This window comes from Synechococcus sp. R65.1 (assembly GCF_047461755.1).
Lineage (GTDB): Bacteria > Cyanobacteriota > Cyanobacteriia > Thermostichales > Thermostichaceae > Thermostichus.
In genome coordinates, this window is sequence record NZ_JANSHU010000022.1 from 13,701 (window position 1) to 40,219 (window position 26,519).

Genomic DNA, 26,519 nt, shown 5'->3' on the forward strand with positions numbered 1-26,519 from the left:
GATACAGCCACTGGTGCAGACAATTGTCCTTCTCCAGTTCTCCTTCACCTCTCGCCCTCAAGAGGGAGCCTTGGCCAAGCCGCGGAGAAAGGGAGCGGCCCTATTGGCTAGCTTGGGCGCGGATTAGAGGGATCGGCCCCCACCGCCTCAAGCGGCTGGCGGAGTTTTTTGGATCCTTGGAGCGAGCTTGGCAGGCGGACGCCCTGGCCCTACAACAGGTGGAGGGCATTGGCCCCACCCTGGCAGAGGCGATTGTTTCCGCCCGTCCCGCCCTCGACCCTGGGGAGATCCTGGAGCAAACTCAAAAGCCGGGGATCCCCTTCCTAACCCCTGCGGATCCCGGCTATCCGCCGCTGCTGTGGGAGCTGCCGGATCCGCCGCCTATTCTCTACGTCCTGGGAGAATGTCCTGACTGGCAGCAGCCGGCCATTGCCGTTGTCGGCACCCGCGCCCCCACCGCCTACGGTCGGCAGTGGACCCAGAAAGTCAGCGCCGCCCTGGCGCAAGCCGGCTGTGTGGTGGTGTCGGGATTGGCCACGGGGATCGACGGCATCGCCCACCAGGCCTGTCTGGAGGCAGGGGGCAAGACGGTGGCTGTGCTGGGAACGGGGGTGGATCAGGTTTACCCCGCCCATCATCGCCCCCTCTACCAACGCATCCTGGAGCAAGGGGTCGTCCTCAGCGAGTATCCCCCCGGCACGCCGCCGGCCAAGGAGCACTTTCCCCAGCGCAACCGCATCATTGCCGGCCTCTGCCGCGCCACCTTGGTGATGGAGGCCCCAGAGCGTTCAGGAGCGCTGATTACTGCTCAGCTCGCCAACCACTACGGTCGGGAAGTGTACGCCCTGCCAGGGAATATCGACACGGCGGCAGCCCGTGGCTGTCTGCAGCTCATCCGCAATGGGGCAGGCATGATCCTGGGGATCGAGGACCTGCTCAAAGAGCTGGGCTTGGTTCCGGGATCCTCGCTCCCAGAACAGCCTGCGTCCCCTGGCCCCAGCGATCCCCAGCAGCAACTCCTCTGGCAGATCCTGGGCAACGAGGTCCTCAGCCTCGACGCCCTAGCCCAAGCCACCCAGATGGACATGGCCACCCTTTCCAGCACCCTGCTCCTCATGGAACTGGAGGGGTGGCTGGTGCAACTGCCGGGGATGCGCTACCGGCGGGCTCGCTGAGGTTGGATCCCTGCACCGCTTCCCCGATGGGAGCACGGCAAGTGGGATCCTCGTGGCGAGGGTTGTTCACATAGGTGCTGACGGGGTAGGCGGCCATGGCCTCTGGCGGGTAGGGGCGGAGTAGGGGCAACAGCCGCTTGGGATCCTGCACCTGGGGATCCAGCCAGAGGTCGTAGTCGCTTTCTAGCAAAATGGCCGGCATCCGCTCGTGGAAAAGCCCCATCAGCCGATTGGCCGGCGTGTTGAGGATGGCGCAGGTTTCTATCTCCACCCCTTGTGGGCTGCGCCAGCGCTCCCAAATGCCGGCAAAGGCAAACACCGGCCGATCCACCAGGTAAAACCAGTAGGGTTGTCGCTTGGCCGTGCCCTGCTCGGCCCACTCGTAGAAGCCATCGGCCGGGATCAGGCAGCGGCGGCGGCGGAAAGCCTCGCGGAAAGAGGGCTTCTCAGCCACCGTCTCAGAACGGGCATTGATCCAGCCAGCCTGGGGAGCTCGGCTCCACCTGGGGATCAGGCCCCAGCGGAACTGGGTTGCCTTCCGTCCCAGCTCCGTTGAGGCCACCACTGCCAGCACCGGCTGAGAAGGGGCGATGTTGTAGCGGGGCTGGAGCGCCGGCCATGACCCCATCTTGATTTGAAAATGCTGCTGCAGCAGTTCGGGGGCCGCCGCCAGGCTGAACCGTCCGCACATCCGGGATCCTCAGACCTTGGTGGAAATGCCTAGCAATTGTAGGATCCCGCGCAGAGGGATTTCCACGTACTCGGGGCGGTGGTTGAGCTCATAGCCCAGCTCGTCAATGACTTTCTCCAGCAGATAGGCATCCAACAACACTTCCAGCTCCTGCGGGCTGCGGGGCAGAAAAGCCCCTTGGGAAGCCACCTGCAGATATTCGGCCAAGAAAGCAGCACAAACCCAGCGGTACCAAAACTGGGCCCAGCGCCCCATGTCAGGGCACTTGTCTCCGCAGACCAGGCCGCTTTCCAGTTGCTGGCGCAAGGCGGTGTGAACAGCGTAGTGGAAAGAGCGCAGCATCGCCACCACATCCCGCAGGGGGCAGCGTTTGAGGCGGCGCTCCCCCAGGGACCGGCGCGGATCGCCCTCAAAGTCAATGATGAAAAAGTCCTTGCCGGTAAACAGCACCTGGCCCAGGTGGTAATCCCCGTGGCAGCGAGTGCGCAAAGCCGTGATCTTCCGCTCCAGGATCAGGCGGAAGCGGCTCATGATCTCCCCTTCTTGGTCGTAAACCGTCCGGGCTAGCTTGGCCTCCAGCTCTGGCAGGTTGGGGATCTGCTTGGCTAAGACGGGAAACACCTGGCCCACCAAGTTGCGCAGGGATTGGTAGATGGAGCGCTGGTAGAGACTGGAGAAAGGCTCCGGCGCAAAGTCTTTGTTCTCGGTGTCAGCGGCCAAGGCAAGGTGGAGTTCGGCGGTGCGCTTGGCTAAGATCCGCACCGACTCCAGGTAGCTGCCAATGGTGGCATAGGCCAGCTCCGGCAGGGGAAGCTGCGCAAGCTCTAGGAAAGAGCCCTGAGGCACCGGCACCGCTTCCACCGCGGCGTGGTGGACAAGCACGGTTTCGAAGAACTGTTCCAAAGTGTCTAGGGTGTAGTGCCAGGCATCTCCCTCGTTGGGGATGTACTCCTGCAAAATGGCCAAGGTAATCTCAGAGCCTCGCGTCCCGCGGCGACGACGATACTCCAGGGATCCCAACAGCCGCGGCACCCGCACCTGGGGATGGTGCTCTAGCAGGTAGCGGCCAACCTCCAGCTCCGGGTTTACCCCCTCAGCCACCCGGCGGTAGAGCTTGAGGAGGTACTGGTTGCCGTAGACCACCGAGGTGTGGCTCTGCTCCGCCTTGAGGAGGCGAGGCTCCAGGCTAGGGTCGTACTCAAGCGTGGCAAAGCTAGTGGCCCAAAGCTCTCCCCGACCGTGGCGCAGGCGGCTCTGCTGCACAATCATCTGCAGCAGACCCAACAAGAAGGTCTTATCAGCCAGAGCGTCGAAAATCACTTCCGTTGGCTCCCCGGCCACTTGCACAGGGAGGATGACTGCCTGGGGCGCCTCTACGCGCAGGTGTACGGCTGCTTCTTGAGTGGCATAGCCCACGGGTAAAGAGTAGAGCTCTGTGTCTCCCTCGAGGAACTCGGCCTGGAGCAGCAAGATCTGGCTTCGCAGCAAGGGATCCCCTTCTCGACGGCAAGGGATGGCCTGCAAAATATGGATCGACTGGAGCTGGCGGTTTTTGGAGCTGAACCACTGACAGCGGTAGAGGTAGTCTCCCAAGACGGCCTCCACCTGCTTCTGGTTTTCCCCTTGAAAGAGGCTCTCCCAACTACCATCTTGAACAACCAGAGTGGCCGGGCGGACCTGCTCCTCTGGCCTGCTGGGGTGGAGGTGAATTTGCTTCGTTTTGGTCTCGAGGGAGAACCAGTAAAAAGAGTGGGGGCCCAGCGTTAGGAAATAGGGCAGCCGCCCAATGGGGGGAAACTCGGTGCGCCCAAAGATCTCCACTGGGATCAACCTCTCCCACGGGGACAGATCCAGCCCCACCCACTGGGCGTAGCGCGAGAGATTGGCCACCACCAGGATGCGCTCGTCGCCATAGGCCCGCACAAAGGCCAGCACTTTGCGGTTTTCCGGGTGCAGCACCTCAAAAGAGCCGCGGCCAAAGGCCTGGAAGCGCTTGCGCACGGCAATCATCCGCTTCATTGTCCACCAGAGGGAATGGGGGTTATTCCGCTGCGCTTCCACATTGACGGCTTCGTAGTGGTACTCGGCGTCGATGATGACGGGCAGGTAGAGCTTCTGGGGGTTGGCCCGCGAAAAGCCAGCGTTGCGGTCAGCGCTCCACTGCATGGGGGTGCGCACGCTGTTGCGATCCCCTAAGTAGATGTTGTCCCCCATGCCAATCTCGTCGCCGTAGTAGATCACCGGCGTCCCCGGCAGGGAAAACAGGAGGCTGCTCATCAGCTCAATGCGGCGGCGGCTGTTGCCCAAGAGAGGAGCCAAGCGGCGGCGGATGCCCAGGTTGATCCGCGCCTTGGGATCCTTGGCGTAGACCTGGTACATGTAGTCCCGCTCCTCGTCAGTGACCATCTCCAGGGTGAGCTCGTCGTGGTTGCGCAGGAAAATGGCCCACTGGCAGGTTTCGGGAATGGGAGGGGTTTGTTGCAGGATGTCAACGATGGGGAAGCGATCCTCCATCTGGAGGGCCATAAAGAGCCGTGGCATGAGGGGGAAGTGGAACTCCATGTGGCACTCGTCCCCATCGCCGAAGTAGGCTACGGCATCTTCCGGCCACTGGTTGGCCTCAGCCAGCAGCATGCGGTCGGGGTACCTTTGGTCGATGTGTCGGCGCAGAGCCTTGAGAAAGGCATGGGTTTCCGGCAGACTCTCGCAGGAGGTGCCTTCCCGCTCGTAGAGATAGGGCACGGCGTCCAGCCGCATGCCATCTACCCCCATGCTCAGCCAGAAGTCCACCACCTCGAACATGGCTTTTTGCACGGCGGGGTTGTCGTAGTTGAGATCGGGCTGGTGGGAGTAGAAGCGGTGCCAGTAGTAGGCTTTGGCCACCGGATCCCAGGTCCAGTTGGAGGTTTCAAAGTCCTGAAAGATGATGCGGGCCTCTTTGTACTTTTCGGGGGTATCGCTCCAAACGTAGAAGTCGCGCTCGGGAGTGCCGGGAGCAGCTCGTCGGGCCCGCTGAAACCAGGGGTGCTGATCCGAGGTGTGGTTGAGGATAAGCTCGATGATGACGCGAATCCCCCGTTGATGGGCAGCATCCAGAAAGATCTTGAAGTCTTCTAGAGTGCCCAACTCGGGGTTAACGTTGGTAAAGTCGGAAACGTCGTAGCCGTCATCCTTTAGAGGAGAAGGAAAAAACGGCAGCAGCCAGACGGCTGTAATCCCCAGTTCTTGCAAATAGTCCAGCTTTTCGGTCAAGCCCTGGAAGTCGCCCACGCCATCGCCGTCACTGTCAAAAAAGGCGCGCACCGGTAGCTCGTAGATGATCGCGTCTTTGTACCAGAGGGGGTTGGAGGTTAAGGGAGAGACGATGCTGCGCAGAAGGGCTTGGCTCATCATATCGGCAACAGAGACAGGATTTAGACACCGCTCTGAAAGGATCTACGAAACGCTAGCAAACATTCCCGTTTGCAGCAGGGCAGTTTTGCCGTGTTTCTGCTTTCTTCCTGCTCCCACGACCCGTAGCTAGTAGTAGGTAAGGACTCCGTCCCGCATACGCGAACAACACCTACCACCCCGCCAGAGGGATCTCCCCAGGCGTGACTTCCCGTCGAGCTGACGGTAGTTGCTTCTTGCTCTTGCTCGAGCACACAGGCTAAGGACGGAGCCAACTTTAGCCTAGGCAGAGTGCTTACCAGAAAAGATGCACTTGCAGGTCTACTAGCGCAGCTAATCCTCGCTATGCTACAGGGTGGCGGCTTGTCCCGTGAATAGAGAGCCCCTGCTCCGCTTCCTCCAAGGGAAACTCCCCGTAGACTTCGCTGCTGTTGTTGGGGCTCTCCTGCAGGCGGACGCGGTGCAGGCGCACCCCTAGCTCCCGCAGGGGCAGAGTCAGCAGCCGCTGGATGTAGAGGGCGATGTTTTCCGCAGTGGGCACCACCTGGGCAAAGTAGGGGATGTCTTTGTTTAAGAAGGTGTGATCCAGGGGTTTGACCACTTGCTCCTCGATCACCCGCTGCAGAGCCGCCAAGTCTACGATCATCCCCGTGCGCGGGTCGATGGATCCCTTGACGGTGATCTCCAGGCCGTAGTTGTGGCCGTGGCCATGGGGGCGGGCGCAGAGGCCGTAGAGGGCAGTGTTCTCCTCCAAACTTAGGTGATCCAAGGCCAAGCGATGGGCGGCGCTAAAGTGGGTGGCAACGGTCAGGTAGGCTTCCATGGCTTCTCCTCGGTATTCGGCCCAAAGGTGGGGATCCTCGTAGAGGCGCACGCTGGCTAGCGGCAGAGCATCGGCCAGGCGCTGCCAGATGGCGTAGGCAATGAACTCGGTGGTGGGCAGGGTCTGGGCAAACTCTGGCCAAGCTTCGTTGAGGTAGGCCAAGTTCAGCTCCCGAATTACCCGCTCCTGAATCACCCGCTTCACCTGCGAGAGGTTGAGCACCATGCCGTACTCGTCTACCTCCCCCGTTAGGCCCACCTCCAGCACGTAGTTGTGGCCGTGGCCAGGAAAGCGGGCATGGGGGCCGAAGCGGGCCAGGTTCTCGGCTTCCGAAAGCTCCGGCAGCCAGTAGCGGTGGCTGGCAGCAAATTGGGCGCGGCGGTAGATGGTACAGGTTCTGGACATGAAGGCTATGAATCTGTATCAAGGATCCCCCCTTCAGCATAAACTCCAAACCGGCACTGTCCCCGCGGCGAGGGATCCCTGGGGCTGTCTCGACGCGCCTCCCTGAAGCGCCTTGGGATAGATGGCTAAAATCTCGTCCTGATGGGACTAGGAGTGTGTCAACCTGGTAAAGGTAGGGAAGTCTTCGGGTCCCAGGGAGCGGCAGACGAGGGAGCGGCTGTGGTCTATCGGGTTGGGCTATTGGGGCTAGGTACTGTCGGCACAGGCGTGGTCGAGATCTTACAGCGCCCTCCTCATCCTCTGTTGCAGGCAGTCGAAATTGCGGCGGTGGGAGTGCGTTCCCTGGACAAGCCGCGGCTGGTGTCGATTCCGCCTGAGCGCCTGACCACTGACCTAGAGCGGATTGTCTCGGATCCAGAGATTGATGTGGTCATTGAGCTCATGGGCGGCCTGGAGCCGGCTCGCAGCCTTATCCTGAAAGCCATTGACCACGGCAAGCCGGTGATCACGGCCAACAAGGCAGTGATTGCCCGCTATGGGATGGAGATCTTTCAGGCCGCCGCCCAGGCCAGGGTGGCCGTGCTCCTGGAGGCAGCGGTGGGGGGTGGGATCCCCGTCATCCAGGCTTTACAGCAGTCGCTGCGGGCCAGCCGCATTCAGGCGGTCTGGGGCATCATCAACGGCACCACCAATTTCATCCTTAGCCAGATGGCCCAGGAGGGCAGCTCCTTTGCCGAAGCGCTGGCCCAGGCCCAGGCTCACGGCTATGCGGAGGCCGATCCCAGCGCCGATGTGGAAGGATGGGACGCGGCGGATAAGATTGCCATTTTGGCCAGCCTGGCTTTTGGGGTCGCGGTGCCGCGGCAGGCCATCCCCTGCGAAGGGATCGGCAGCATCAGCCCCACCGACCTCCGCTATGCCCGCGAGTGGGGCTATACCTTTAAGCTTTTGGCCATCGCCCAGAGGACTGAGGGGCAGGGAGCGGAAACAACCTTGGACATTCGCGTTCACCCCGCGCTGCTGCCCGTTACCCACCCCCTAGCCAACATCCAGGGGGCGGACAACGCCGTCTGGGTGCAAGGGGATCCCTTGGGGCAGGTGGTGCTGGCTGGGCCAGGGGCGGGCCGGGGGCCAACGGCCAGCGCTGTGGTCGGGGATCTGCTCACCCTGCTTGCCCACCTGCAGACAGGGGCCCATCTCCCCAATCCTCTGTGGGGATTGCCTGCCTCTCCCCCTATTGCCTCGCTGCTGCCGCTGGCGGAGGTGCAGTCGGAGTTCTATGTGCGGGTGTTGGCCCAAGACCGGCCAGGGGTGATGGGGGCCATTGGCACCTGCTTTGGCCGCCATGGGGTGAGCCTGGAGAGCATCACCCAAAAGGAATGCCATCAGGAGCTGGCGGAGATTGTAATCCTCACCCACACCGTGCGCGAGGCCGACTGCCGCCAGGCGCTGGCCGAGATCCAACAGCTTCCCCAGGTGGCTGGGATCCCCAGCCTGTTTCGCGTGGTGCGCTAGCAAGTGGAGGAGGACAGACACCGTGGAGGCGGCAGTGGATTTTGCAACCCCCGAACTCCTCAGAGCCGAGGTGGTCGTCCTTGGGGCGGGCATCAGCGGTCTCACCCTGGCCTGGCGCCTGCGGCAGGGTCTATCGGCTAGAAGTAGCTCCGCTCAAGTGCTCTTGGCCGAGGCCAGCTCCCGCGTCGGCGGCTGCATTTCCACCCAGTCCAAAGACGGCTACCGCTGGGAGGAAGGCCCCAACAGCTTTACCCCCACCCCTGCCCTGCTCAACCTCATTGCTGAGGTGGGCCTGACCGACCAACTGGTGCTGGCCGATGCCAAGCTGCCCCGCTACATCTACTGGGAAAGGGAGCTGCTGCCGGTGCCGCTTAGCCCCGCGGCAGCCCTGGGCTCACGGCTGCTCAGTGTGGGCGGCAAGCTGCGGGCTCTGCAGGGCCTGTTGGGGTTTGTCCCGCCGCCGCCAGGGCACGAGGAAACGGTGCGGCAGTTTTTCCAGCGACAACTGGGATCCGAAGTGGCCGAGCGCCTAGTGGAGCCCTTCACCTCAGGAGTCTATGCCGGCGACCCAGATCAACTCAGCGCTGTGGCGGCTTTCCCGCGGGTAGCTGGCCTAGAGGAGCGCTACGGCAGCCTCTTTGCTGGCGCCCTGCAGGCTCTGCGCCAACGACCCCAGCCTTCTCCCGTAGCCATCCAACCCCCGCCCAAACGCGGCCAACTGGGCAATCTGAGGCAGGGGCTGCAGCAGTTGCCAGAGGCCCTAGCCCAAAAGCTGGGCGACAGCCTGCGGCTGGGTTGGCGAGCGGTGCAGCTTAAGCGGGAGGGAGAGCTCTATTGGGTGGGCTTTGAGACGCCAGAGGGATCCCGCTGGGTGGCTGCTCGCCAGGTGGTGCTGGCTCTCCCCGCCTATGAGGCTGCTGCGCTGCTGCAGGAGCTCAACCCCCCAGCTAGCCAACTCTTGGCGGAGATCCCCTATCCGCCGGTAGTGGTGGTGGCTCTGGCCTATCCCCAAGAGGCCCTGCCCCAGCCGCTGCGGGGCTTTGGCCACCTCATCCCTCGCTCCCAGGGCCTGCGCACCCTGGGCACCATCTGGACCTCCTGCCTTTTTCCCGAGCGCGCTCCCCAAGGCTACCACAGCTTCCTCAGCTTCCTCGGCGGCGCCACCGATGCTGCCTTGGCCCGCCGGCAAGGGATCCCACCCATCCCTGCGCTGTCCCCTGAGGAGCGAGCGCAAATTGCCCACGCCGAGCTTAGCCAGGTTCTGCTCACCCGCTGCGTCGAGCCCATCTACCTAGGGGAACGCCTATGGCCCCGCGCCATCCCCCAGTACACCCTCGGCCACCGGCAGCGGATAGCCCAGGTGCAGGCCCACCTGGCCTCCCAGACGCCGGGGATCTGGGTGTGTGCCAACTACCTGGATGGCGTAGCTCTGGGCGATTGCGTGCGGCGAGCTGAGGCCCTGGCGCAGCAGCTTTTGTCCCAGGCCTAGTCCTCCGCTAGTGGCCGATGGATCGCCCCTACACGGCGCTGCTTTTGGTTCCCACGGGCATCGGCGCCCGCGTGGGTGGCTTTGCCGGCGATGCCCTGCCGGTGGCCCGCGCTTTGGCGGCTGCTGTCGACTGCCTCATCACTCATCCCAATGTGCTCAACGGCGCCACCCTGTTTTGGCCCCTGAAGAACGTCCTCTACGTGGAAGGGTACGGCCTGGATCGCTTCTGCGCTGGGGAGTGGCACCTCAGGCCAGTGCGGCAAAACCGCGTCGGCGTCATCCTGGATGCCGGGATCCCAGAGGACCTCCGCCAACGCCACCTGCAGGTTTTGCAGGCCGCCCAGGCCACCCTGGGGCTGGACATTGGCCCCTGGCGCTTGACCCCACGACCCTTAGGCGTTTCCGTCAGCTTCTCCCCCGCCGGCGCCAGCCAGGGATCCCTGGCCCAGCCTGATGCGCTTTTGGAAACTGCCCAAGAGCTCGTCCGCTTGGGAGCTGAGGCCCTTGCCGTGGTGGCCCGCTTCCCGGACGACCTTGACTTTAGCCAGTACGAGCAGGGGCAGGGTGTAGATCCCCTGGCCGGAGCCGAGGCCATCCTCAGCCACCTGGTGGTGCGGGAGCTGGGGATCCCTTGCGCCCACGCTCCTGCCTTCTACCCTGATCCTGACCCTAAGCCGGTTCACCCCCGGGCTGCCGCTGAAGAGGTGGGGTTTACCTTCCTGCCCTCGGTTTTGGCGGGGCTGAGCTACGCCCCCCAGTTTATCAGAAGGGGGGATCCCCTCCAGCCGGGCGACCTGACGGCCGAGCAGGTGGATAGCGTCATTGCCCCGGCCACTGCCTTTGGCGGCCCCGGCCTGCTTTACCTAGCTAGGCGCCCCCGCCCGCCATTGTTTATCGCTGTCGAAGAGAACGCCACGGTGATGCAGGTCCACCCTCGCCAGCTGGGGATCCCCCATGTGGCAGTTAGCTCCTACTTAGAGGCCATTGGCGTGGTGGTGGCCCACCGGGCTGGGGTGGCGCTGTCTTCCCTGCAACTGCAGGTCTAGGCCAGGTTTTGGCCCAGAAACGGCAAGAGGCTGATGAGCAGCAGGCCCAGGGTGGCCAGCGACCCGACCAAGAAGGAGAGGGAGCGGCCGATGGGAATGTCGCCAATGTAGAAGAAGTTGTAGAGCAGCCGCGCCAGCAGAAACACGCCGCAGAGCACGGCCACCCCTTCATCGCCGCTGAGGCCAAACAGCCAGGGATCCGGGTGGGGGCCGGTGACGTAGGCTACTAGAGCTGAGGGCGCAAAGGTGCCCAGGGCCTCGAAGCCATTGGCGTGGGCCCAGGTAGCCCGCTGGCCGTAGGGAGGCAGCCGGTCGAACATCGCCCGGGGCGCATGGGGATCGTAGCCGACGCGGGCGCGGGCATAGCCCACCACGCCCATAGGCAGGTACACCAACAGGATGGCCGCTGCGATGGAGAACAGAGGAATGGCTTGCAGGGGGAGGTTGAACACCATAGGCAAAAGCAGCAAGGTGAGGGGGAAAAGCCGCACTGGCACCTTTTCCAGGCTAGCGGCTCTGCCAGGCGCTAGGTGGAGGTTTCTGGCAACATCGGGCTAGAGGAAGCCAGCAGGTAAGCCCCGATGGCCTCTAAGCTGGGTGGGTGCAGAAAAGGGACGGTGACAATGGCCTGCTGGGGAAAGCGCTGGGGCAACTGGGCCAGGATGGCCTGGTGGCGGCGCCGAAGAGCTGCACCAAAGGGGGTGGAATCCTCCGGCCACACGCGGTTGAGAACGGCATAGGGATGAGGGATCCCCAGGGCATCCAGTTCTGCCAGAAGGCGCTCAGTTTCCGCCAGAACCGCCTGTTCGGGGTTGAAGACGGGGATAAAGCTGACAAACTGGGGATCCCGCAGCCGCTTTTGGAGCTGCCGCACCTGGGCCAAGAGATCCCGCAGCCGCTGCGCCCATTCCGGCCGGCCCACCAGGTCGCGGTACTTCAGCCACAGCTTGAGGGCCAGGCTTACCCAGCCTTCCAGGGCCTGCGGCATCTGCAAAAAGCGCAGGAGATGGCCGGTGGGGGCTGTATCCACCACCACCAGGTCGAACTGGCCGCTTGACTCCTGTTGCAGCACCGTCAGCAGGGCCATCACCTCGTCCAGGCCCGGTGGAGCCATGTGCAAAAGCTGCCGCCAAGCCTGTGGGTCGTACTGGATTTCTACGCCTGCCATCCCCTCTCCTGCCAACATGGCCGCCACCTCTTCCAGGTACGCCTGCCGGAAGCGCTCCAGCACCGCCGCCGCCTCAATCTCCTGGCCCAGCAGGTTGGGCAAGAGAGGGAGCGGCTCCTGTCCCAAGGTCACTTGGAACAGATCTCCCAAGGAGTGGGCCGGGTCGATAGAGACCAGCAAGAGCTGCTTGTCGGGATGGCGTTTGGCCAAGTTCCAGGCCAGGGCCCCAGCCACCGTGGTCTTGCCCACCCCGCCCTTGCCCCCTACCAAGAGCAGGCGGATCCCTTGGGCCAAAAAATCCGGAAGGCCCAAAGCCTGGCTCTGCCCAGAAGCCATCCCAAGGACTCTGTCCTGCTGGGGCGAAGGGGAGAGTTCTCCCGGGGCAGGGATCCCTTCCAACCGCGGCAGCACCTCCTGCAAGGGACGAAGCTGCTGCACCAGCTTGTCCAGCGCCGCCGGCCCAATCGGCTCTTCCAGTTGATAGGGACAGACCCAGATGGGGTAGCCAGGCAACTCCTCTTGGAGCGTTTTTAGCCAGAGCCGCTGCTCCTGCTGGCGGGCCAGGTAGATCCCTTCCAGGAGAACCTGGTTGACCAACAGGCCGCCAAGGGGCACTCGGCGGTTCAGCAACTGGCAACAGAAGCGGCGGGTCTCCGCCACGCTCAACAGCTCCGGGATCAGCACCAGCCAGGCGACGGTACTCTCCGGGTCGGTCAGTCTGGCTTTGCCCCCCTCCAGCTCGCTTTGCAAACGGGCCAGGAAGGCATCGGCCTCATCCGGTCGATAGGTGCCTGTTAGGGATCGGACGACCTCGCGGTGCTTGGCCTGGAAGGTGGCAAACACCGCCAGCAACTGGTCGAGAAAGTCGGGCAGTTCCAAGAGCCGCAGGGTGTGGCCGGTGGGGGCCGTGTCCAGGATCACCGTATCCACCTCTTGGCCTGCCAGCAGGCGATTGACCTCCAGGATGGCCATCAGCTCGTCCACCCCCGGCCAGCTCAGATCCCACAGGGGCAGGAGATCTTCCCTGCCCAGCCAACTACCCCGCTCGGCAATGAGCTCCAGAGCCGGGCCGTAGGTCCGCTTAAAATCCTGCAGCAACACCTCAGCGTGCAAGGCCCGCACCTGCAAGTTGGGCCAATCCGGCAGGGGTTGGGGAACGTCCGCCACCGGGATCCCCAGCACATCCCCCAGGGAGTGGGCCGGGTCGGTGGACAGCAACAGCAGACGTCGCTTTGGTTCTGTCTGGGCCAGGTGACGGGCCAGGGCACAGGTGAGGGTGGTTTTGCCCACCCCTCCCTTGCCGCTAAACAGCAGCAAGCGACAGGAAGCAGGGAGGCAAGCAAAAGGGGAGTTGGCAAGTTGAGGAGGCGGCAAAGGGATCCCTAAATCGACTAGCGGAAAAGCATCTCGGCCACCGCGTCAAAGCCAGCGTCCAACAGGCGCTCCAACACCGACTGGGCTTGGCTGCGGCTGTCGTAGAGGCCGGCCTGCAGCACGGTTCTGCCGTTGAACACTGTTTCCACCGCCTCGGGAACCAGCTGCCGCAGGCGATTGAGGTCGTCGCTGCCCTTGGGGGTCACCAAGACGCGAAAGCGGGTGGGCGAAGCTGGGGCCGAGCTTGAAGGTGCGGCTGGGGTAGTGGGATTTTCCGTGGCTTGGCGGCGGGCCGGTGGCGGCAGCAGGGTGGTGATGTCGGTGAGGGGAGCTGCAGAGGCCCGGCGGGCAGGAGCGACAGCAGCAGGCTCAACCGGCTGGGCGGGGGTGGTGGAGCCATCGGGGGTGAAGGGAACGGCAACAAACTCCTGGGCCTGGGGTTGAGCCCCTGCCGGCTGGCTGGGGGCACTGGGCAGAATCCGCCCTCCCGATACCGTTGGAGGAGGGGGAAGGGGGGCAGTCGATTGGGGCACCGTCACCACCGGAAGGGTGGGAGAGGCCGCCGCCGGCTGGGGATCCCTGCTGGAAGCTGGAGGACCGGCCTTGGGAGCACTGGGCAGCGTCAAGCTATTTGCAGCAATGGGTGGAGGGGCGTTGCTGGGCAAGGCAGCCACGGTAGTCTGGCCAGCCAGATCCAGTTCCCCTTTGGTTTTGCCTGCCAGTTGGTTGCCGTTGGCGTTGAGGCGCAGACCGCGGGTGGCGTTGAGGATGTCGTACTGGCCGTTGCCCTCAAAAATGTTGTTGCCCGGATCCGAGGCCGTGCCCAAATCTGGCTGAGCGTTGGTGATGGCCGTGAGACCGGTTTCTAAGTTGCGGGCGATGAGATTGTTGCGCAGGATGGGACGGGCGCTGCCGCCGACAACAACGCCTGTGCGGTTTTGCAGGATGCGGTTGTGGCGGACAATAGGGGCCGAGCGCTGGTCGATGGTGAGGCCAAAGCCAGTTTCTTGGAAGAGGTTGTTGACAATGGTGGGCTGGGAGGTGCCCAAGGCGGAGATGCCGTTGGCCCCATTTTTGTAGAAGCGGTTGCCCTCTATCCAGGGGTTGGAGGCGCCGACGATGAAAATGCCGTCGTGGATGCTGCCCACAAAGCTGTTGTTGAGAATGCGGGGAGAGGCCGATTCTACCCAGAGGGCATAGCCGCGGCGCCCCTGGTTGCGCAGGGTAACCCCCCGAACTTCTGAGCCGGTCTCTGCCAGCAGGGCAACATTTTGCCGAGCCAAGGTTGGGCTTATGTAGGTGCCGCCGCCATCGATAAGGTAGCCCTCTCCCAGGGTGGACTCATCTCCGCGCAAGATGAGGCCGGCCTTGAGGCGGATGGGGAAGACTTCGCCGCTTTCTGCGCTGTAGACCCCCGGCAGAAGCTGGATAATGCTGCCGGCTGGGGCCCGGCTGATGGCATAGGTGATGGTCTTAAAGGGGTTGCTGCGGGATCCATCCCCTTGGGTATCGCTGCCATTGGCAGCATCCACAAAGATGACCGGGCGATCGTCCGGCAGCGGTGGCGCTTGGGGCAGGGCTTGCTTCTCCAGAAGGCTGGCGTCTAGAGAAGTTTGCGCCCAACCGGGATCCAACTTCGCGGCCAACAGTAAGCTGGTGCTGAGGAGAAAAGAGACCGCTAGCCGCCTCAGGCTTGGAGCACCCTGCTGCCGCCGCAAGGCAGGCAAAGCTGCTATAGATTGGTGTTCGCTGGATTTCTGAGGGTGGATAGACGATAGGCAAGGGATCATAGTGCTCATCCCCACACCAGGCTGCGCTAGAGAAGGAAGGTCGAGGTTATCCTACCAAACCTAACCGGCAAGATCCTGCCTTAGCCCCCACCTCTAGGTACGGATTAACGCCGACTTGGAATACCTGACACTACCCCCAGAGTGTCCCCCTGCCATGACCGACGAAGGCTTGCCCAAAGAGTTGCCCTTGGCAGAAGCCGAAACCCCGCCCTTCGCGGCCTCGCCGTGGCCGCCTCTGCTCAAGCTGCTGCTGTTGGGGATCCCGGCCCTCCTGCTGCTCTTGGGCCACTGGGCAAAGCAGCCAGCCTTGGGCTGGGGGGCGGTGCTGACCTGGCTGGGCCTGGCGAGTTGGTGGGGGCGTTCGCTCTGGGTGCAGATTGGGCGCGACCTCTGGCAGTGGCTGACTACTTGGCCCACCCTGGGATGGGCGGTGGCCGCCCTTGGCTTGGCTGGGGTGGGAGGATTGGCTGGGAGTGGGGTCTTCTCGACCTTGAGATCCCCAAGCTGGGAGGCCATTGGGGCCCTGGGCGAGGTGTTCGGGGCTACAGGCCAGATCCTGATTGCCCTTCTAGCCGCCTACATCGCCTGGCGGCAGTATGTTATCTCCCGGGATCTTACCATCCAGCAGAACATCATCACCCAGCAGCAGACCATCGACGCCTACTTCGAGGGCATCTCCAACCTGGTTCTCTCCCCTGACGGGCAGTTGGACGACTGGCCCCTGGAGCGGGCCATTGCGGCTGGGCGCACAGCAGCCATCTTGAACGGGGTGGATCGCTTTGGCAAAGCCAAGATCCTGCGCTTCCTCTCCACCGCCAACTTGCTCAGCCCCCTGCGCCGCGACGAACACCTGGGCCGGCCCATTTTGGACGGCAAAGGCGGCTACCAGCGGGATCGCGTGAACGGCATCCGCGTGGTTAACCTGGGCACGATGCTGGAAGGAGCCGATCTCCATGGCACCTCGTTGCGGGGGGTAGACTTCAGCGATGCCAGCCTAGAAGGAGCTGACCTGCGGGATTGCGATCTTAGCCACACCAACCTCTGCGGGGCCAACCTGCGCAATGCTGACCTCCGTGGGGCCGATCTTTACCGCGCTTTGCTGTTTGTGGGATCCCTCCAGACAGCTTCCCCTGTCCAGCCGGGGCAAAAGCCCGATTTCAAAACGGGAGCCTACGCCGGCGCCATCGTGGCGGGGGCAGACTTTCGCCGGGTGCGTCGCCTTTCCCCCGAACAGAGAGCTTACCTAGCCGCCTGGGGAGCTAAGCTCGATCCCGAGCCTCCGCAGGGAAAAGGGGCGAGGGGTGAGGGCCTGCCGGGGAACCGTTCAAGCTAGCTAGAGATGGCCCGCTTGTTCACCAAGTTTTGGCTGCTGGAGCGCTACCTCTTTGGCCAGATGCTCGCCCCCCTTTTGGCTGGCCTGGCGGGGGGAACCCTGCTGCTCTTGGCGGGCCGGCTCTTTACTCTGGCCGAGCGGCTGGTCGAGGGATCCGTGCCGCCCCTAGGGGTGCTGCGCCTTCTCATTTTGGATCTGCCGGAGATGGTGGTGCTGGGCATGCCCATTGCCGCTTTTTTTGCCACCCTACTGACCTTGGGCAAGCTGAGCGGCAACAGTGAAATGACCGCCATGCGGGCGGCGGGGATTCCGTTTACGCGCATTTTTCGACCCCTACTTCTAGTGGGGCTGCTTTTGAGCCTAGCCGCTTTTGTGATGAGCAACGTGCTCTTGCCAGCTAGCAAGCGGGAAATCCGCCGTATCGACCAGCAGGCGCTTCTGACCCAGGCCACCAGTCTGGTGCAATACGACGTCTTTTTCAAAACCGAAGACAACCTCTGGTTTTTTATCCGCCAGGTGGATCCCCGCCTCAACACCATGCAGGATGTCACCATCTTGCGGGTGGATCCCTTGCCGGGGGGCAAGCACCAGTTGGTGGAGGTGACCCTGGCAGCTCAGGCAGTGTGGAATGGCCTGGGCTGGACTCTCAGGGAAGGCGTAACCCACCGCTACGGCCCCGACGGCCTCAGCCTGGCCGAGGAACCTTTCGACTACAAGCCGCTAGAAGTCTCCCGAGATCTGGCCACCCTGATGCAGCCGCCAGTTCCCCCCAACGAGCTGAGCCTGCCGGAGCTGGCGGAGCGCATTGCCCACCTTGCCCGCTCCAACCTCAATACTCAACCTCTGCGCACCGAGTTCCACATGCGCTTTTCCCTGCCCTTGGCCAGCTTTTTTGCCGTGCTCATTTCCCTCCCCCTAGGATCCACCACCGCGCGAAGCGTAGGCCGCTACGGGGGCGTCGCCTTGGGGATCCTCTTGGTGTTTGCCTACTACGTAGTGCTGAGCGTGTCTCGCAGCCTTGGGGAAGCAGGAGCTCTTCCCCCCTGGGCAGCAGCCTGGAGCTTCAACCTCCTCTTCGGCGGCCTCGGCCTGCTGCTGTTGGCCCGTTTCTTACGCTAGGGAGGTCGACTTCCAGGAGTTTTCAGGAGGCTTTTGCCAGGGAAAAGCTAGGGTTAACCTAGGGCTAGAAGGCACCTATAGGTACAGGGATCCCCCTCCTCCCCCAGGGGGTTTCTCCAGATCCACCTTACTTATGATGGGTATAGATACCTATGATGGGTATAGGCAGGAGTATATCGGAGGAACTGGAGAGAGGGTAAGAATGTAGCTTTATTTACAAATCAACTTTTGTATGCAAAACATGTAGCCCTGCAAGGTTGAGCAGAGATCCTTATTCCCAAAGGCAAGCTTTCCGTCGGGAAAGTCAAACTAACTGTTAGGAGAGAGAAAACTGTCCTATGGCTTCTATGTATCTCAAGTCTGCAGCTCGTCTAGGCAACTGGCTACAGACCCCTCTGGAGCTTATTCGAGCAGCCATCGATGCTGTAGAAGTGCGGGATCCCCGCCTTGCCCACTTTCTGTGCCGGCGGATTCCCGCCCGCTGCCCCTTTGAGCGAGACATCATCTTGTTTGGCCATAGGGTAATGCACATCCCAGCACTATGCAAGCTCAACCCCTTTTATGAGCAGTTGGTAAGGCTGCGCTTGCGAGCTCTGTCCTTCCTAGCAGAGCGGGGAGACGACATCAGCCGCTACCTGTGAGGCGGGAAGAGGGGGCGGGAGTTTGGCGCTTGCAGGTAGAGATCTGGGGCAATTTTCTGCCATAATTTAGTAACGACGGGATGTAGCGCAGCTTGGTAGCGCATCTGCTTTGGGAGCAGAGGGCCGCAGGTTCAAATCCTGTCATCCCGATAAGGCGGCAAAAGGAGGCGCTTGGTCAGACTAGCTGCAGGATTCTCAGCAGGCCAGATCCCAGCCCAGGCAAGCCTGCATCACCTGGCCCAGCAGGTATAGGGATCCACAGACCACCCCGGGTGGCTCGTCGGGATCAGGAGGCTGCTGCAGTTGGGCCCGCAGAGCGTCAAGATCTGGCAGGGCCTGGGCAAGGCAGAGATGGGGCTGGAGGCTTCGAGCTAGGTGGGCCAATTCTTGCGGATCCGTTCCCGCATGGCCGAGGATGGGCAGGGCCAAGAAGCGATCCCCCGGTCGCAGTAGGGTAGCCAGAATACCCTTGACATCCTTGGTAGTGAGGATGCCCATGTACCAGGTGAGGGGTCCGGGCTGGTGCTGGTCAAGGTAGCGGCGCAGAGCTTGGGCAGCCGGCAAGTTATGGGCTCCATCCAGCAGCAGCTGGCGGGATCCAATCTGCACTCTCTGTAGGCGGCCCGGCCAACGGGTGAGAGCAAATCCTTTGGCAACAGCAACATCTGGGATGCGCCAACCTTGTTCCTGAAGAGTTTCCACAACGGCCAGAGCTACCGCCCCATTGACCAGTTGCACCTCACCGGCCAGGGGCAGGGTAAGCACCTGATCCCGCCAGCAAACGGTTTGGGGACCCGACCAGTGCAGAGGCTCCACTACCCGCAGGGGACTGCCCACCTGCTCTGCCTTGGCTTGGATCACGGCCATCACCTCAGGGGGTTGGGGCGCGCACACCGCGGGGATCCCTGGCTTAAGGATGCCGGCCTTTTCGGCGGCAATTTGCTCCAGGCTATTGCCCAAGCGTTGCCAGTGATCCCAGCCGATGGAGGTGATGGCGGTCACCACCGGCTCGATTCCGGCGTTGGTGGCATCCAGCCGACCCCCTAAGCCCACCTCCATTACAGCCACCTCCACCTTTTGCTGGCGGAAGTATAGCCAGGCAGCAGCAGTAAGGGCCTCAAACTGCGTCGGAGAAGCCTCGCCAGGAGCGTAAGTTTGTAGACAGTCCCGCACTTGGGCCAACGCTTGGCTCCAGTCGGTGGCGGAAATATACTCCCCATTGAGCCAGATCCGCTCGCGCCAATCCACCAAATGGGGGGAGGTGTAGCGGCCCACCCGGTAGCCCGCCGCCCACAGCACGTGGCTAACCCAGGCGCAGACGGATCCCTTGCCGTTGGTGCCAGCGACGTGGATGGCCGGGATCCCCGCCTGGGGCTGGCCCAGGCGCTGCAGCAGAACCTGCATGCGATCCAGGCTGAGATCGACGCCAAAGTGGCCCAGCGACTCCAGAAACCCAGGCCAATCCCAGGTTGAGATCCCACCCATTGGCGACAGGGTATTCGGGCTCAAGCTTCACCTCAACTCAGCACTTCCCCACTGGCGCCAAAAGCTGTCAAAGGTTCACCACAAAAGCGTCGCGAATGCCCGGCTGCTTGAGCACCTCTTCTAGGATTCCATCCGGCAGGGGATCATCTAGGCTGAGCACCATCACCGCATCGCCGCGGATGATCTTGCGCCCCACCTGCATGCTGGCGATGTTGACGTTGTAGGCCCCCAGCAGGGTGCCAATCCGCCCGATGATCCCCGGCATATCCCGGTGCAAGGTCATCAGCATGTTGGCCGAAGGCGGCACATTGACCGGGAACTCGTCGATCTGGGTAATGCGCACCTCCCGCTCCCCAATCAGCGCCCCCGAGACGGAACGCACCCCATTGGGGCCGTGGGCAATCAAGGTCAGGGAGCCGGAATAGTCCTTCACCGAGGGATCCCGCGTTTCCACTACGCGGATGCCCCGCTCCTTGGCCTCAATGGAAGCGTTGACGTAGTTGACCCGCTCCCGCAAGGCCAGCGTCAAAAGCCCCTTGAGGGCGGCGATGACAATTGGCCGGCTGTCTTTCTCTGCCAGGGATCCCTGCAGGCGGATCTCCAACTGGCTAACCCGATCCCCCGCCAACTGACCCACCAGGTTGCCCAGCGTTTCGGCCAACTCGAGGTAGGGCTTGAGGCTTTGCAGCACCTCTGCCTGCAGGCCGGGAATGTTCACAGCCGAGCGAGCGGGCAGCCCCAGCAACACATCGCGGATCTGCTCGGCTACATCGATGGCTACATTGACCTGCGCCTCCTCGGTAGAAGCCCCCAGGTGCGGTGTCAGCAGGAGCTCCTTGCCCAAGGAAAGAAGCGGTGAATCTTTGCTGAGGGGCTCTTCGGCAAAGACGTCCAGGGCCGCCCCGGCAATCTGGCCGGATTTGAGGGCTTCGTAAAGGGCCTGCTCGTCTACTAGGCCGCCACGGGCACAGTTAATCAGGCGGGCGGTCGGCTTCATTAGGCGAAAGGTTTCAGCGTTAAATAGGTTAGTGGTCTCGGGGGTCTTGGGAACATGCAGGGTGATGTAGTCCGATTCCTGCACCAGGGTTGTGAAATCCACCAGGCGCACCCCCAGTTGCTCCGCCCGCTCTACGGAAATGTAGGGATCGTAGGCCAAAAGCCGCATCCCCATCGCTTTGGCAATCTGGGCTACATGGGAGCCAATCCGGCCCAGGCCAACGATACCCAGGGTCTTTTTGTAAACCTCTACCCCCACAAACTCCTCTCGCTTCCACTGGCCTGCTTTCAGGGAGGCATTGGCATCGGCAATGTGGCGCGAGAGGGCCATCATCAGAGCAATAGTGTGCTCGGCGGCAGCGATAGTATTGCCCTCAGGGGAGTTGACCACCAGGATCCCTGCTTTGGTGGCAGCAGCCACGTCGATGTTGTCCACACCTACCCCTGCCCGGCCAATGATTTTCAGGTTCTTCCCGGCCTCAATGACCTCACGGGTAACCCGCGTGCCGGAGCGCACCATAATGGCATCGTAGTTGGGGATAACTGCGATCAGCTCCTCGAGGGTGAGGTTGGTGCGCACATCCACCTGAGCTACCTGGGAGAGGATGTCAATTCCCGCCTGGTCAATGGGATCGGTGACGATAACTCTGGGCATACGCAACGCTAGCCTAAATTGCCAATGCCGCAAGCCAGCCTGACTCCTGCCGCGGCGCTGAATGTTGACCCGACTCCAGCAAGCACCTTTAATCTACCGCGAAAGTCTGCCGGCCCTCTCAAGGCCTGTAGCTTCATCTCAGCGGGATCCCACGGGGGCAAGATATTTGCCGTCGATCAAAAAGAGGCCATTGGCAAACTGCACACAATAAGTGCCCAACATCCGCCGCTGCCGAATCACCCCTTGCTCGTGCAGCCGAATCAGATGGGCCGGGCGCAACATTGGGATTGGATCGGCCGTCTTTAGATAAGGAGGCATCTCCACTACCTCAACCCTTGCCCCCACCGGCAGCAAATCTTGAGGTTCAGCCATAGCAAGAATCCCCCAAGGGGTGACGAGAACACCTGCTTTCAGCTCAGCGGAGCTTGCGCTAGCTCCCAGAAGCGCGGCGCTAAAAACAGCAGCTCCCAGTCAGCTTAAGGAAAGTGCTTCGGCTTCCTAAGCCGCTGTCAATCGCCAGCAGACTTGCTATTATACTCTGACCTCAGGGCCTTGATTTCCCGTGCTCTGGGTGGCAACCACTCGACCTCATTCCCCTTGCTCACCCTTGGCCTGCTTGCCGCCTCTTTGCGCAAACCCTGTAGGAGTGTTAAGAATAGTTACGTCAGCCGGCTACTTTCTCAGTTTTTTCAGCGGTTCTTTTCAGGATTGGAAACGACCATGGTAGATCCCATTCCTCCTCCGGCTTTGGAAGAATACCTCTTGCAAGCGGGCATCATCGACCGCTCGCAACTGAGCTTGGCCAAGAAACTGCAGCGCCGCCAGCAAGGACCGCTGCTGATGATCCTTTTGGAGCTGAGTTTCATTGACCTCGAGCAGCTCAGGCGTCTTCTAGATCTGGGCCGCACCTACGACCATGCTGCAAACGCTGGACAGCCTACAGCCTAACTGGCAAGAGGAGCTGGCCCACTGGTCGGCGGCGGGGCAGGGATCCCTGCTGCTGAAAAATTGCGGGAGCAAGGAACTGGCGGAGCTGGACTGCTGTTTACGACAGGTCTGTGCCCCTGCTCAATCTTTGACGCTGCTGACAGCAGACTTGCAAGTGGTGGCTGGCCCCCTGACGCTGCAAAGCTGGGAGCCTGAAAAAACGGGTGCTTTTGCCCATCTCTACCTGGAGCGCGCCGAGTCTGCCCAGCACCTCAGCCGCCTTGCAGCAATCGTGGCCCAGCTACGTTCCCCCAGGGGTTGTCCTTGGGATCGCGCCCAAACGCCCGAATCCCTCACTCCCTACATCCTTGAAGAAGCCTACGAGACAGTGGCGGCCATTCGATCCGGGGATCCGGCGGCTATTGCCGAAGAGCTGGGGGACTTGTTGTTGCAGGTGGTGTTGCAATCCCAGATTTTTGCTGAGCGCAACCACTTCAACCTGGAAACCGTGGCAGCGCGGATTGCCGACAAGCTCATCCGTCGCCACCCCCATGTGTTTGGGGATAGCCCCCAGCCAGAGAGTTCTGACCTGTCCGAGTTGCACCGCTTTTGGGAAGACATCAAGCAGCAAGAGCAGCTGCAGCAAACTCTGGGTCAAAAACTGCTGCACTACGCTGAAACTTTGCCCCCCCTGCTGGCCGCCTTGAAAATCTCCCAAAAGGTGGTGAGCTCCGGGTTGGAGTGGCCAACAGGAGAAAGGATCTGGGCCAAGATCCGCGAGGAGGAGGCCGAACTGCGCCAAGAGCTGGAACGAGATCCCCCCGACCGGGCGCGACAGGAAGCTGAGCTGGGGGATCTGCTGTTTGCCCTGGTCGCCTTGGGCTGCTGGTATGGGCTGGATGCTGTCCAGGCTCTGACCCAGACAAACCTGCGCCTTGCTCGCCGCTTTTTGCGCCTGGAAGAGCTGGCGCGGCAACAGGCAGAACAAGACTTCCCTCTCAAAGGCCGCCGCCCTCAAGAGCTAGAGGCGCTTTGGCAGCAAGCAAAGCAAGAACACCCCCATCCTTTAGGGATGGCGCAGCAGATTGAGGACAGGAAGAACTAGCTCTCGCTTAGGCAAAGCCAGGGGCTGGGGAGTCTCGCCCCTCCAAGAGGCAGGTGGCAGAGGGGAAGAAGAAGTTGGCACCTTGCCCACAGGGCGTAGTTGCCAGCGGATGATCTGCTCACCGCGGTAAAAGGTCACCACCAACTGATCCCCTTGGGGTTGGATTTGCCAGGTGCCATCGCCGCTGGTAACCGAAATCTGTTCGCCAGAAAAGGGCGCATCCAAAGCTGGCCCCGACTGGCTCCAAATCCGTCCGCCTCCTGTTTCCAGAACCAGTTGCACCGTTGCCCCCTGTCCTTGGCCGCTCAGGATCTGGCCAGTGCCAATCCAGACTTGGGTCTCTTGAGCCCCAGCAGACTGCCCCAGTTGCAGAGCCAGGAGCAACAGTCCTGTCCAGCTCCCCCAGCTTTGTAGCGCTCTCCCCCAACGCCGAGGGAAAGAAGAACAGCAAGCTAAGAAGGCCATTGCTCCCACGTTGTACTCCACGCTGCGCTAAAGCTAGAACAAGAGCCCGCACCCAGCCGCCTTGATCCCAATCTAGGCAACCCCTGCCTCCCCCCACTAGGCTGCAACTTGAGTCTCTGGCTACGGGGATCCCTAACAACCGTTTCGCCAATGCGCAGAGCCAAGCCCTCCACCCTCTTCGGGGGGAGAGATCCTTATCTTCAGGCGTGAGAACTCCTCGCGAAACCTAGGGGGCTGAAGCGCAGCGCTGCCCAGACAGGAGGCAAAACCGAAGGTAGTCGGCTGGACACGGGGTGATCTGCGGGTCAACCTCCTGCTGCAACCCTGCGCCAGGGCCGGCCATGCTGCAGAAACTGCCTTGAGACCCCTTCCTCCGGGGGCTTCCACTGGGGCACCCCTACTTACGGAGAAGCTTAGGTGTTCCTCTCCTGTTCCAGCTTGGCCATTGCAATCTGGCTTTCTAGGTGGGAAATGCCCTCGCGAAGGGCAACTGCCTGGGCTTCCACCTCCTCTAGGGAGCGGCGAACGATCTCTGCCGCCCTGAGATGTTGGTCTCGCTGCACCAAAGCCTGGCGTGCCAGCTCGTCCTGGTTATGCTGGATAGCCGCTCTGAAAGACTTATACAACCCCGGGTGAAAGCAGACTTTCACTCGGCGTTGAGCCTTTCTTCCTGCTTCCACGACCCGTAGCTAGTAGTAGAGTTCACCTTCACTACCCCGCCAGAGGGATCTCCACAGGCGTGACTTCCCCGCGAGCTGCAGGTAGGTGCTCCTTGCCCACACAAGGCACACCGGCTAAAGACGGAGCCAACTTTAGCCTAGGCAAAACGCCTACCCAAGAAGATGTACCTGCTAGCCTACTAGCTCAGCCCATCTACGTCAAGGCAGAAGGTTGGTTAGGTCCGGTGAATCAAGGAGCTTACGGCTGGCCAGGGTTGTGGTCAGGCTGCGCTGCAGGTGTTTGAGATCCCGCTCCAGCTGCCGGATGCCTACCCCCTGCTGGCTGGACTTTTTCCACAGCAGCTTGCCTAGCCCCACCATCACCACCGCCGTGGCAATACCCACACCTGCTGCTGCGGCTGGGTTTTCCCGCAGGAAAGACCCCTCCAAAGCGTAAGGCCCTGCAAAAGCTACAGTTTGCAGCGCTGTTTCTCGAAACTCCCACGGCATCACCGGCTTGGGTTGCTGCCAAAAACCACGGTGTGCCGCCTGCGCGACCCCTTGAGCTTCTAGGTAGCGCTCCCGGTTGGCCTCGTGCAAAAAGCGCTCGTAGACCACCGCCTGTCCTTGGCGCAGCATCTCCAAATTCACCAGGCCATCGGCGTTGTACACCTCGACAATGTGCAGCCCCTCTGGGGTGATGTAAAGAGTGTCGACCTGCACCAGGGATCCCGGTGGCAGCAGCTTTTGCAAAGCCTCCTGCGAGAGCCGTCCCCACTGTCCCTGCGTCAGCTCCGGCGCATCTACATAGGCAAGGCGAAAACGGGTTGGCCTGTCGTTTAGGTCTGCCCAGAAGGTGTCCCCATCGACCACCGACCGCACTCGCACTGTCTCGAAAGATTGGGCTGCTGCAGGCAGGATAACCCAACTGCTGGCAAGGACAGCCGCCGTCATCGGGAGGGAAGTTTTTGAGCTCATAGGGGTCACTCCTAAGGTGAAGTCAAGAAAAACTCTGGGAACAAACCCAAGCCCTAGAGCGTCCCTAGAGGCTTCTACAAGGGTAGCTGCTGCTCCCTGGGACGGTGGCTGCCACCTTTCGCACAAGGAAAGCTAACTTTCCTAGCCAAAAGACACGGCTTTCGGCCAACCACCTCAAGCAAACAGCAGAATTGGGGCTAGAGTTCAGCTCAGCAGAGCCTGCTCCTGGAGCACAATCTTTGCGCTGGCAGTTGAATTACAGACGGAGGCGATAGGGCTCTTCCTCGATCCCATCAGGCAGGGGAGGCGGGAGAATTTCCACTTCACCTGTGGGCAGCGTCCGCAAAACCGTGCCCAGTTGGGCCAGTTGCTCCAGGGCAAACAAGCGGGTGTCCCGGTCGCTGGTGGCGTTAAACACGCTCAGCCAGACATCGAAGCGAGAACGGCGGCTGAGAGGGCTGCGGGCAATGTTGTCCCCCAACTGGCGAAAGTCGTCGCCGGGCAAGCCCACCTGCTCCCGCCAGGCCGCGGCTTGGTAGTAGTCATTGCGACCTGCTTCCGCATCCCCCAGAAACATGAAATTGATCAGGGCGCGATCCACGTAGAGCCGCCAGGCATCGGGATTGTTCTGGGGGTTGAACTGCTGTAGGCCGCGATCCAAAATCTCGATAGCTTTTTCCGGCTGACCGGCCCAATAGGCCAACACCAAGCTAGACAGTCGGTAGCCCTGGAAGAAAGAGGGATCCAGCCGCAGCATGTGGTCAAAGTACTCGTAGGCAAGGCCGTAGCCGGTCTGGGCGCGGGCGCGGGCGTCGCCGTAGTACTGGATTAGCTCTAACCACAGCCAGGAAGCTCCCAGATTGCGGTAGCCCAGCCAGCCCAAGGTATTGGCCAGGGCAATGTTGCGGTTTTTGCGGACCTCGGCATTTTCTATGGCCTCCAGGTTGATCCGCTCCAACATGGGCAACTGGAGCTGCACTACCAGGATCCCACACAGCAGTGCCCCCCCAACGGCAGCCAAAGTGCCGGCCAGGGACAAGTGAGAGCGACGACGAGGTAAAGCAGCGGTGGTCATACGGGTAGATTCTTGGGTGGCTCCAGTCCATCATGGCACTCCCCGCTCCCCAAAGAAGGAGACCGGCTTCTGGGTAACTTTGGCTGACCGCTCTGAAAGACTTAAAAGCGGACTTTTGCTCCAGGTTGACGCTTTCTTCCTGCTTCCACGACCCGTAGCTAGTGGCAGAGTCCACCCCTACCACCCCGCCAGAGGGATCTCCACAGGCGTCACTT

22 protein-coding genes and 1 tRNA gene are annotated in these 26,519 nt (G+C 61.9%); 10 read left to right on the forward strand and 13 right to left on the reverse strand.

What is annotated here, in order from left to right:
• Window positions 1-23: 23 nt before the first annotated feature.
• Window positions 24-1,175 (forward strand): DNA-processing protein DprA, encoded by a 1,152-nt coding sequence (gene dprA, locus NW814_RS09255; RefSeq protein WP_414406076.1) that lies wholly within the window; start codon window positions 24-26, stop codon window positions 1,173-1,175.
• Here dprA and NW814_RS09260 read toward each other — a convergent pair.
• The 3 genes from NW814_RS09260 to NW814_RS09270 all read right to left on the reverse strand — a co-directional run bounded on the left by NW814_RS09260 (window position 1,114) and on the right by NW814_RS09270 (window position 6,484).
• A complete protein-coding gene (locus tag NW814_RS09260) occupies window positions 1,114-1,866 on the reverse strand; it encodes an SOS response-associated peptidase (protein ID WP_414406077.1) in 753 nt (250 codons plus the stop codon). The genes dprA and NW814_RS09260 overlap by 62 nt on opposite strands.
• A gap of 9 nt (window positions 1,867-1,875) precedes the next feature.
• Window positions 1,876-5,256 (reverse strand): maltose alpha-D-glucosyltransferase, encoded by a 3,381-nt coding sequence (gene treS, locus NW814_RS09265; protein ID WP_414406078.1) that lies wholly within the window; start codon window positions 5,254-5,256, stop codon window positions 1,876-1,878.
• A gap of 343 nt (window positions 5,257-5,599) precedes the next feature.
• Window positions 5,600-6,484, reverse strand: a complete 885-nt coding sequence (locus tag NW814_RS09270; RefSeq protein ID WP_414406079.1) for a 6-carboxytetrahydropterin synthase — start codon at window positions 6,482-6,484, stop codon at window positions 5,600-5,602.
• Window positions 6,485-6,703: 219 nt separating this feature from the next.
• Here NW814_RS09270 and NW814_RS09275 point away from each other — a divergent pair, with 219 nt between their 5' ends.
• Genes NW814_RS09275 through NW814_RS09285 form a run of 3 tightly spaced genes read left to right on the forward strand, consistent with a single transcriptional unit; the run spans window position 6,704 to window position 10,534 of the window.
• On the forward strand, window positions 6,704-7,999 hold the full coding sequence (locus NW814_RS09275; protein WP_414406080.1) for a homoserine dehydrogenase: 1,296 nt from the start codon (window positions 6,704-6,706) through the stop codon (window positions 7,997-7,999).
• A 34-nt stretch (window positions 8,000-8,033) separates the two neighbouring features.
• A complete protein-coding gene (gene hemG / locus NW814_RS09280; protein ID WP_414406081.1) occupies window positions 8,034-9,488 on the forward strand; it encodes a protoporphyrinogen oxidase in 1,455 nt (484 codons plus the stop codon).
• A 17-nt stretch (window positions 9,489-9,505) separates the two neighbouring features.
• A complete protein-coding gene (locus NW814_RS09285) occupies window positions 9,506-10,534 on the forward strand; it encodes a DUF3326 domain-containing protein (RefSeq protein WP_414406082.1) in 1,029 nt (342 codons plus the stop codon).
• Here the strand turns inward: NW814_RS09285 and NW814_RS09290 are convergent.
• The 3 genes from NW814_RS09290 to NW814_RS09300 form a co-directional block, all read right to left on the reverse strand.
• A complete protein-coding gene (locus NW814_RS09290; RefSeq protein WP_414406083.1) occupies window positions 10,531-11,031 on the reverse strand; it encodes an MAPEG family protein in 501 nt (166 codons plus the stop codon). The genes NW814_RS09285 and NW814_RS09290 overlap by 4 nt on opposite strands.
• 29 nt (window positions 11,032-11,060) lie before the next feature.
• Window positions 11,061-13,019, reverse strand: a complete 1,959-nt coding sequence (locus NW814_RS09295) for an ArsA family ATPase (RefSeq protein ID WP_414406084.1) — start codon at window positions 13,017-13,019, stop codon at window positions 11,061-11,063.
• Window positions 13,020-13,093: 74 nt separating this feature from the next.
• Window positions 13,094-14,875, reverse strand: coding sequence for a DUF1565 domain-containing protein (locus NW814_RS09300; RefSeq protein WP_414406085.1), 1,782 nt, complete (start codon window positions 14,873-14,875; stop codon window positions 13,094-13,096).
• A 145-nt stretch (window positions 14,876-15,020) separates the two neighbouring features.
• On the opposite strand from NW814_RS09300, the gene NW814_RS09305 reads away from it, so the two are divergent.
• The 4 genes from NW814_RS09305 to NW814_RS09320 all read left to right on the forward strand — a co-directional run bounded on the left by NW814_RS09305 (window position 15,021) and on the right by NW814_RS09320 (window position 18,109).
• Window positions 15,021-16,199: a pentapeptide repeat-containing protein gene (locus tag NW814_RS09305; protein ID WP_414406086.1), complete on the forward strand. Its 1,179-nt coding sequence runs from the start codon at window positions 15,021-15,023 to the stop codon at window positions 16,197-16,199.
• A 6-nt stretch (window positions 16,200-16,205) separates the two neighbouring features.
• Window positions 16,206-17,318, forward strand: a complete 1,113-nt coding sequence (locus NW814_RS09310) for an LptF/LptG family permease (RefSeq protein ID WP_414406087.1) — start codon at window positions 16,206-16,208, stop codon at window positions 17,316-17,318.
• Window positions 17,319-17,656: 338 nt separating this feature from the next.
• Window positions 17,657-17,959, forward strand: a complete 303-nt coding sequence (locus NW814_RS09315) for a Mo-dependent nitrogenase C-terminal domain-containing protein (protein ID WP_414406088.1) — start codon at window positions 17,657-17,659, stop codon at window positions 17,957-17,959.
• 76 nt (window positions 17,960-18,035) lie between these two features.
• Window positions 18,036-18,109 (forward strand) — tRNA-Pro (locus NW814_RS09320).
• Between the two features lie 45 nt (window positions 18,110-18,154).
• On the opposite strand, the gene NW814_RS09325 is transcribed toward NW814_RS09320, so the two are convergent.
• From NW814_RS09325 to NW814_RS09335, 3 genes are all read right to left on the reverse strand, one after another.
• Window positions 18,155-19,468, reverse strand: a complete 1,314-nt coding sequence (locus NW814_RS09325) for a bifunctional folylpolyglutamate synthase/dihydrofolate synthase (RefSeq protein WP_414406089.1) — start codon at window positions 19,466-19,468, stop codon at window positions 18,155-18,157.
• A 43-nt stretch (window positions 19,469-19,511) separates the two neighbouring features.
• Entirely contained in the window at window positions 19,512-21,095 is a 1,584-nt protein-coding gene (serA, locus tag NW814_RS09330) for a phosphoglycerate dehydrogenase (protein WP_414406090.1), read from the reverse strand.
• A gap of 138 nt (window positions 21,096-21,233) precedes the next feature.
• Window positions 21,234-21,467 carry a DUF3148 domain-containing protein gene (locus NW814_RS09335; protein WP_414396374.1) on the reverse strand — a complete coding sequence of 78 codons (234 nt, stop codon included), beginning with the start codon at window positions 21,465-21,467 and terminating at the stop codon, window positions 21,234-21,236.
• Between the two features lie 348 nt (window positions 21,468-21,815).
• On the opposite strand from NW814_RS09335, the gene NW814_RS09340 reads away from it, so the two are divergent.
• Together NW814_RS09340 and mazG are read left to right on the forward strand one after the other, a co-directional pair.
• Window positions 21,816-22,043, forward strand: coding sequence for a DUF2949 domain-containing protein (locus NW814_RS09340; RefSeq protein WP_414396373.1), 228 nt, complete (start codon window positions 21,816-21,818; stop codon window positions 22,041-22,043).
• On the forward strand, window positions 22,012-23,127 hold the full coding sequence (gene mazG, locus NW814_RS09345; RefSeq protein ID WP_414406091.1) for a nucleoside triphosphate pyrophosphohydrolase: 1,116 nt from the start codon (window positions 22,012-22,014) through the stop codon (window positions 23,125-23,127). The genes NW814_RS09340 and mazG overlap by 32 nt, the downstream gene beginning before the upstream one ends.
• On the opposite strand, the gene NW814_RS09350 is transcribed toward mazG, so the two are convergent.
• The 4 genes from NW814_RS09350 to NW814_RS09365 form a co-directional block, all read right to left on the reverse strand.
• Window positions 23,089-23,511 (reverse strand): hypothetical protein, encoded by a 423-nt coding sequence (locus NW814_RS09350; protein ID WP_414396367.1) that lies wholly within the window; start codon window positions 23,509-23,511, stop codon window positions 23,089-23,091. The two genes, mazG and NW814_RS09350, sit on opposite strands and share 39 nt — an antisense overlap.
• A gap of 494 nt (window positions 23,512-24,005) precedes the next feature.
• A complete protein-coding gene (locus NW814_RS09355) occupies window positions 24,006-24,218 on the reverse strand; it encodes a hypothetical protein (RefSeq protein ID WP_414406092.1) in 213 nt (70 codons plus the stop codon).
• A gap of 252 nt (window positions 24,219-24,470) precedes the next feature.
• Entirely contained in the window at window positions 24,471-25,229 is a 759-nt protein-coding gene (locus NW814_RS09360) for a thermonuclease family protein (RefSeq protein WP_414406093.1), read from the reverse strand.
• A gap of 256 nt (window positions 25,230-25,485) precedes the next feature.
• Window positions 25,486-26,304 carry a hypothetical protein gene (locus NW814_RS09365; protein ID WP_414406094.1) on the reverse strand — a complete coding sequence of 273 codons (819 nt, stop codon included), beginning with the start codon at window positions 26,302-26,304 and terminating at the stop codon, window positions 25,486-25,488.
• Window positions 26,305-26,519 lie beyond the last annotated feature (215 nt).

Coding starts and splice junctions, on each gene's coding strand:
- NW814_RS09340 (WP_414396373.1), top strand. CDS start 21,816: ATGGTAGATCCCATTCCTCCTCCGGCTTTGGAAGAATACCTCTTGCAA.
- serA (WP_414406090.1), bottom strand. CDS start 21,095: ATGCCCAGAGTTATCGTCACCGATCCCATTGACCAGGCGGGAATTGAC.
- NW814_RS09365 (WP_414406094.1), bottom strand. CDS start 26,304: ATGACCACCGCTGCTTTACCTCGTCGTCGCTCTCACTTGTCCCTGGCC.
- NW814_RS09270 (WP_414406079.1), bottom strand. CDS start 6,484: ATGTCCAGAACCTGTACCATCTACCGCCGCGCCCAATTTGCTGCCAGC.
- NW814_RS09315 (WP_414406088.1), top strand. CDS start 17,657: ATGGCTTCTATGTATCTCAAGTCTGCAGCTCGTCTAGGCAACTGGCTA.
- treS (WP_414406078.1), bottom strand. CDS start 5,256: ATGAGCCAAGCCCTTCTGCGCAGCATCGTCTCTCCCTTAACCTCCAAC.
- mazG (WP_414406091.1), top strand. CDS start 22,012: ATGCTGCAAACGCTGGACAGCCTACAGCCTAACTGGCAAGAGGAGCTG.
- NW814_RS09300 (WP_414406085.1), bottom strand. CDS start 14,875: ATGAGCACTATGATCCCTTGCCTATCGTCTATCCACCCTCAGAAATCC.
- NW814_RS09285 (WP_414406082.1), top strand. CDS start 9,506: ATGGATCGCCCCTACACGGCGCTGCTTTTGGTTCCCACGGGCATCGGC.
- NW814_RS09360 (WP_414406093.1), bottom strand. CDS start 25,229: ATGAGCTCAAAAACTTCCCTCCCGATGACGGCGGCTGTCCTTGCCAGC.
- NW814_RS09310 (WP_414406087.1), top strand. CDS start 16,206: ATGGCCCGCTTGTTCACCAAGTTTTGGCTGCTGGAGCGCTACCTCTTT.
- NW814_RS09260 (WP_414406077.1), bottom strand. CDS start 1,866: ATGTGCGGACGGTTCAGCCTGGCGGCGGCCCCCGAACTGCTGCAGCAG.
- NW814_RS09305 (WP_414406086.1), top strand. CDS start 15,021: ATGACCGACGAAGGCTTGCCCAAAGAGTTGCCCTTGGCAGAAGCCGAA.
- NW814_RS09335 (WP_414396374.1), bottom strand. CDS start 21,467: ATGGCTGAACCTCAAGATTTGCTGCCGGTGGGGGCAAGGGTTGAGGTA.